The sequence below is a fragment of the uncultured Pseudomonas sp. genome, from assembly GCF_913777995.1.
Lineage (GTDB): Bacteria > Pseudomonadota > Gammaproteobacteria > Pseudomonadales > Pseudomonadaceae > Aquipseudomonas.
The window spans coordinates 21,809-27,808 of the sequence record NZ_CAJYVE010000048.1 but is presented as its reverse complement, the minus strand read 5'-3'; the positions used below and the strand labels follow the sequence as shown (position 1 = coordinate 27,808).

4 protein-coding genes are annotated in these 6,000 nt (G+C 63.5%); 3 read left to right on the top strand and 1 reads right to left on the bottom strand.

Annotated features, from left to right (window positions below; all coding sequences use genetic code 11):
* The first annotated feature begins 340 nt into the window (after positions 1-340).
* The 3 genes from QZ497_RS19790 to QZ497_RS19780 all read left to right on the top strand — a co-directional run bounded on the left by QZ497_RS19790 (position 341) and on the right by QZ497_RS19780 (position 3,685).
* Positions 341-1,087: a CPBP family intramembrane glutamic endopeptidase gene (locus QZ497_RS19790; RefSeq protein WP_295478442.1), complete on the top strand. Its 747-nt coding sequence runs from the start codon at positions 341-343 to the stop codon at positions 1,085-1,087.
* 112 nt (positions 1,088-1,199) lie between these two features.
* The gene (locus tag QZ497_RS19785) at positions 1,200-2,765 is read left to right on the top strand and encodes a methyl-accepting chemotaxis protein (protein WP_295478434.1); all 1,566 of its coding nucleotides are present in this window, start codon (positions 1,200-1,202) and stop codon (positions 2,763-2,765) included.
* A 464-nt stretch (positions 2,766-3,229) separates the two neighbouring features.
* Positions 3,230-3,685 (top strand): hypothetical protein, encoded by a 456-nt coding sequence (locus QZ497_RS19780; protein WP_295478431.1) that lies wholly within the window; start codon positions 3,230-3,232, stop codon positions 3,683-3,685.
* A gap of 54 nt (positions 3,686-3,739) precedes the next feature.
* Here the strand turns inward: QZ497_RS19780 and QZ497_RS19775 are convergent, their stop codons facing one another.
* Positions 3,740-5,353 (bottom strand): autotransporter outer membrane beta-barrel domain-containing protein, encoded by a 1,614-nt coding sequence (locus tag QZ497_RS19775; RefSeq protein ID WP_295478428.1) that lies wholly within the window; start codon positions 5,351-5,353, stop codon positions 3,740-3,742.
* Positions 5,354-6,000: the final 647 nt, after the last annotated feature.

The following is a 6,000-nucleotide window of genomic DNA, read 5'->3' as shown; positions in this document are numbered from 1 at the left end:
CAGGCAAAGCGGTCTTTTTGGAAGTATTCTTGCTCATGGTCTCGCCCTCGCTGTCGCTGACATCTATAGGATGCCACCGTGGCGCATAGACGCCTCGGCGGGGGCGAGTCCATCCAATTACCCGGCCTAACTGACCAGTATTGGCCTTAGCCGCGATACTGTTCGGTCCAACAAAAGCCGATGGGGGCGTGCAACGCGGTCCGTGATCTGAGCGGACTGGAAAAATCTCCGTGCCGACGCCGAGCCTGCCTCGTAAGATGCAGGCCCGCGCCGTCGCCAGGAGACCACCTTGAATTCACCCCGCTGGAGCGCCCTGGCCCTTCTACTGCTTGGCTATGCCATGGCCCTGCATGCAGGGCAGCCGAGTCTGGCGACACTCTTTCCCATGGCGTTGCTGGCAGTGGCCGGTGCGGCCGTACAGGCACACCGGGCAGGCCTCGTTCGCAGGCTGGGCCATGGCCTGTTCGTGGTCACCGCCCTGGGGCTGGCGTTGCACCTGTGGCCGGGCTTCAACAGCGCGTCGATCATGCCCGAGGGCGCTTCCAGCCCCGGCGCGCAGCCTTTCATCACGCACCTGAACCTCGACAAGCCGCTCATCGGTCTGTGGCTGCTGGCCTGCCCGTGGCTCTTCCAGCGCGCCATCGACTCGTCCTGGCGGCGCTCGCTGTCGATCGCTCTGGGCACCTCCACGCTGTGCCTGACCCTGGCCTGCGTCATGGGCGTAACGGCCTGGGCCCCGAAATGGCCGGACTACGCCTGGTTGTGGTTGGCCAACAACCTGCTGCTGGTGGTCATCACCGAAGAGCTGCTGTTTCGCGGCTATCTTCAGGGCGCCTTGCAAGGCGCGCTGCAACATCGCTGTCACAATCGAGCCCTGGGGCGCATACTGCCCATCGCCATCACGGCCCTGCTGTTCGGCCTGGCCCATGCCGCAGGGGGCTGGGCCTGGGTAATGCTGGCGGGGCTGGCCGGCGTGGGCTACGGGTTGGCCTGGAACCAGGGCGGGCCATGGGCTGCCATCGGTGCGCATTTCCTGCTCAACCTGGTGCATTTCAGCCTGTTCGCCTACCCCATGCTGAATCGATAAGTCTTGACCCACGACAACGTTTGCGTGGCAAGACCGTGATCGACCGCTCAATTTTTCCGGCAGGATGCCGATAACGCAGCCAAGCCTATCTGGATCGAAGGACCGAAAAGCCATGCGCAACAACCAGCCCGTCACTCAACGTGAGCGAACCGTCGCCGCCGATCAGCGGCTGATCTCCACCACCGACACCAAGGGCGTGATCACCTATTGCAACGAAGCCTTCCAGGAAATCAGCGGCTTCACCCAGCAGGAACTGCTCAAGTCCCCGCACAACCTGGTACGCCACCCCGACGTACCGGCCGCGGTGTTCGAGCACATGTGGAGCACCTTGAAGGCCGGTCAGCCGTGGATGGGCATCGTCAAGAACCGCTGCAAGAACGGCGACCATTACTGGGTCAACGCCTACGTCACGCCGATCCTGGAAAGCGGCAAGGTGGTGGGCTACGAGTCGGTGCGGGTCAAGCCAACCAGCGAACAGGTGCGCCGCGCCCAGGCGCTGTATGCGCGCATCAACGCCGGCAAGCCCGCCGTACCAAGGCGCGACAAATGGCTGCCGGTGCTGCAGGACTGGTTGCCGTTCATCCTGGTCAGCCAGGTCGGTTTCCTGATCGGCGCCTGGCTCGACTCGCATTGGGGCTTCATCTGCGCCGCCGCTCTGTCGGTACCACTGGGCTTGCTGGGCTTGAGCTGGCAGCAGCGCGGCATCAAGCGCCTGCTGCGCCTGGCCGAGCAGACCACGTCCGACGCGCTGATCGCGCAGATGTACACCGACAGCCGCGGCCCCCAGGCGCGCCTGGAAATGTCGATCCTCAGCCAGGATGCGCGCCTTAAGACCTGTCTGACCCGCCTGCAGGACACCGCCGAGCACCTCAACATCCAGGCCCGCCAATCCAACGACCTGGCCAACGCCAGTTCCGCCGGCCTGGAACGTCAGCGTGTAGAAACCGAGCAGGTGGCCGCCGCGATCAACCAGATGGCCGCCACCACCCAACAGGTGGCCAGCCACGTGCAGAGCGCCGCCAGCGCCACCCAGCAGGCCAACGAGCTGACCCGTCGGGGTCGCGACATTGCCGGGGAGACCCGCGACGCGATCCAGCGGCTGTCCACCGCCGTTGGTGAAACCGGCCTGACCGTGACCCAGCTGGCCAAGGACAGCGACGAGATCGGCGGCGTGGTGGATGTGATCAAGGGCATCGCCGACCAGACCAACCTGCTGGCCCTCAACGCCGCCATCGAAGCCGCCCGCGCCGGTGAAATGGGCCGCGGTTTTGCCGTGGTGGCCGACGAAGTACGCCAGCTGGCACAACGCACCAGCGAATCGACCGGGCAGATCCACGGGCTGATCGCCAAGCTGCAGCAGACCGCCAACAACGCCGTGCAGACCATGGATGCCGGCCATCGCCAGGCCGAAGAAGGCGTGGCCCGGGTGCTGGAAGCGGACCAGGCGTTGGTGGGCATCAGCGAGGCGGTGGCCAACATCACCGACATGGCCACGCAGATCGCCGCCGCCACCGACCAACAGACCTCGGTCGCCGATGAAATCAGCCAGAACATCGCCAACATCGCCCAACTGGCGGACCAGACGGCAGATGGCGCCCAGCGCTCGGCTCAGCTCAGTGCCGAGCTGACCCGCACGGCGCATTCGCAATACTCGCTGGTGGAGCGGTTCAACCGCTGAAAGACTGACTCATGAAGAACCCCGCCTGGCGGGGTTTTTTATTGGGCGAATGACACACCGAACTCAACAAGTAGGAACATTCCTTACTTTCACCCTTCACCGAAGAATTTCCTTCACGATCATTGACAACCTCACCACCCCCCCTATTACTTGCAGCGCATTGAACGTCAAATGAGCTGGCACTTCCATGCGCCTTCACCAACAGCAACTAACAAGCCTTCAACTGAATAGTGTGAACAGCCCCCATCATCCATGTGCGTGACAGACAACATGTCAATGGACGCGTGATCTTTCTCATTTTCGGAAAAATGCCGAACAGCCTTCACCAAACACACGGCCTCGATAGTAAAACACCCTAGTGGCGTTGAAAGCTCCCGAACCGACGCAGGCTCACCTTGAATAAACCAGCCGGTGCCAGCCAAAACTTGCACTGAAAGTCCCCCTGCTTAACCACAAGAGTCGATATGGAAGATAAACCGCAACCTGGCGATGCCTCCTCGGCATTGCGTCCTGAACCCACGCCTCACGAAGCGGCCGAGCGCCTCGCCGGCATCCCCTCGCACTGGCTGGGCCTGCCGGACATTTCGGGCAGTCTCAAGGCACCTCAGGTCTGTCACGTCGCGCCGCAGGCAATCACTGCACAACAGGCCAACGTCGGGGTCACGGTCGAGATTCCGGGCTCGCCGCAACTGCGCCCCGAAGACGTCCTGGTGTTTTGCTGGGGCGGCCATGAAAGCTCCAGCACCTTGCACCATGTCACGGGCGATCACACGGTGGTGCGGCGCCTGTGCCTGGCCTACCCGTTGATCGAAACGCCCGAGTACGGGCCCTTGCAGCTGTATTACCGCATCTACCGTGCCGGGCAGTTGATTGGCACCTCACCCACGCTGAATGTCTGCGTACTTCCCCCGGACGCCTGAAACAGCAAAGCCCCCGCCGCATGGACGGCGAGGGCTGCGTTGCAGTAAACGGCCTCAGAACGCCAGGCGCAGGCCCAGGTTGGCGCCCCAGGGCTGCTCGATGCGCTTGCCATCCATGTAATTGAAGTCGGCCTGCAGTTGCAGGCGCTCGGACAGCGACACCGATACCCCGGCACCGGCTTCCAGGCGCGAGCCGAACAGGTCGTTGTCGAAGCGGTGGCCATTGACCTCGACCGGATTGCGCCGCGAAAACTCCTGCGCAGCGGCCAGGCGTACATACGGCTGCAGCACGCCGCCATCCTTGAGGGCAATGTCACGACCCAGCGAGGCACCGACCTTGCCCAGTACCGAGCGGGTATGGTCGTTGCTGGCGCGCAAGCCGTTGTCCAGCTGGTAGCGGTCACCACTGACATTGACCGCCGCCAGTTGCGTGAACGGCTCGACGAACCAGCCATCGGCCAGCTGCACATGGCGACCGAACTCCACCGAGGCGCCAGCGGCCAGGGTATCGTAGCTGCCCTTGGCGCGGCCGCTGTCGCTCATTGCCACCTTGGACTTGTTGCGCAGGTGGTTGAGCTTGAGCACGGCATCCACGTAGTAGCCCTGCTCGGACAACCAGGTGCCGTAGCCCCCCAGGTACACGCTGTCGACGCTGCCGGTGGTGCCGTGGTTGAGGTCCAGGTCGGAGCGGCTATGACCCACCAGCACGCCCAGCGACAGTTGCCCGTTGGCGACCGGCACCGGCGCGTCGGCGCCCAGGCTGAAACCACGCTGCTTCTGCCGGTAGTCGACGCCATCACCGGTGGTGGCCTCCAGGCGGCTGCCGTAGCTGCGCATCCAGCCGCCCGCCGCGCCAGCGCCACGTACCTCGCCGATGCGGCTGCGCAAGCTGTTCAGCTCGCTCATCCAGATGCTCGGCGCCGCGTTGAACAGCGCCAAGGCGCTGGCCGTAGACGGGCTGATGCGCCGGTCGTCAGCGACGATGAACCAGTCGTTACCCTGCTGTTGCAACTGGTAGGAGAAAGCGCCCAGGTCGACCCGCTCACCCGTCAGGCTGAACTGCGCATCACCGCCTTCGGTATGCACGAGCAGCAGCGGTTCCAGCTCCGGGGTCACCGCTTCGCTGCCGGTGTTGCGCACGTGCAGACCGAACTGGCCGGTGGCCGGCCCCTCGACCCAGAGCAGGTCGCCGTCGCCCTGGTCCAGGTCGACGCGCATGGCGAAGTGGCCGCTGCCAGAGAGCGAGTTCATCACCAGTTCCTTGAACGACCCGGTGCCGAAGTCCACGCCACCGCCGTCGAGTGTCAGGGCGCCGATTTTATTGTCGCCGGTCAGCGTCCAGCGCGCACCGGACGCCACGGCGACCTGGTCACCGCCGACGATGTCGCCGGTCAGCCGGGCGTTGTTCTGCAATACCAGGTTGATGGTGCTGGTGTCGTCGGCGAGCAAGTCACCGCTGAGCACGCTGTCGTCGACGGTGAGGTTGAGGGTGGACTCCCTGCGCGCTTCGGCCAGCACATTGATACCCGACAGCAGGCGGGAGCCGTTGCGTACTTCGATGTCGGCAGTCAAAGGCCCACGGTCCCAGCCATCGACCATCAGCGCCGCGCCGGTCACCCCCTGAAAGGTCGAGTCGTCAATGACCACCTGGCTGTAGTTGGCAGGCACGGGGCCGTAGTCCAGGGCGGGCCCGCGCGATATCAGCAGGCCATACCCCTCCCCTATCGACTGGCTACCGGCGCTGATAAACGCCTGTGCCCCAAATACTCCCAGGCCCCAGCCCGGATGGGTTTCGTCCCACCGGGTACCGATCATTCGGGTGTTGCGAGTCACCAACACACTGGTACTGACACTGATACCCGCCCAAGCCCCTGAAACGGTGCTATCGACGACTTCGGCTTCGTGCCCCCTCTGGACGGTCATCCCAAGGAGTTCCGTGTTGCTGATCGTCGAATTGAGAATTTTGGTGCTGCCCCCCCCACTTGCCGAGATACCCTTCTGAACGCGGGCATTCCCCTCCACCAACAGCACGGAGTTGCTGTTTATGATATAACCCAAGTTGGCCCCTTGGACCGTGACTTGGGCACCTTCTCTAATCCAATAATCATTGAAAGGCGTCTCGGGGCCGAGCGTCCACTGGCCACCCACTAGGTCGATGGGAAGCGCCCGTTCTTGAGCCCATCCGGTCAGGCTGCCGAAACTGGTCAATACCCCCAGCCCGCAGCAGGCCATCAATTTTCCATTTATTCGATCATGCACGATAAGTTCCTCCCTTTTCCAATCCGCCATGGTGCCGTTCGGAAAAAGATGAAAGT

Excerpts from the sequence above, each read along its gene's own strand:
- QZ497_RS19785 (WP_295478434.1), top strand. The coding sequence starts at position 1,200 with ATGCGCAACAACCAGCCCGTCACTCAACGTGAGCGAACCGTCGCCGCC.
- QZ497_RS19780 (WP_295478431.1), top strand. The coding sequence starts at position 3,230 with ATGGAAGATAAACCGCAACCTGGCGATGCCTCCTCGGCATTGCGTCCT.
- QZ497_RS19790 (WP_295478442.1), top strand. The coding sequence starts at position 341 with ATGGCCCTGCATGCAGGGCAGCCGAGTCTGGCGACACTCTTTCCCATG.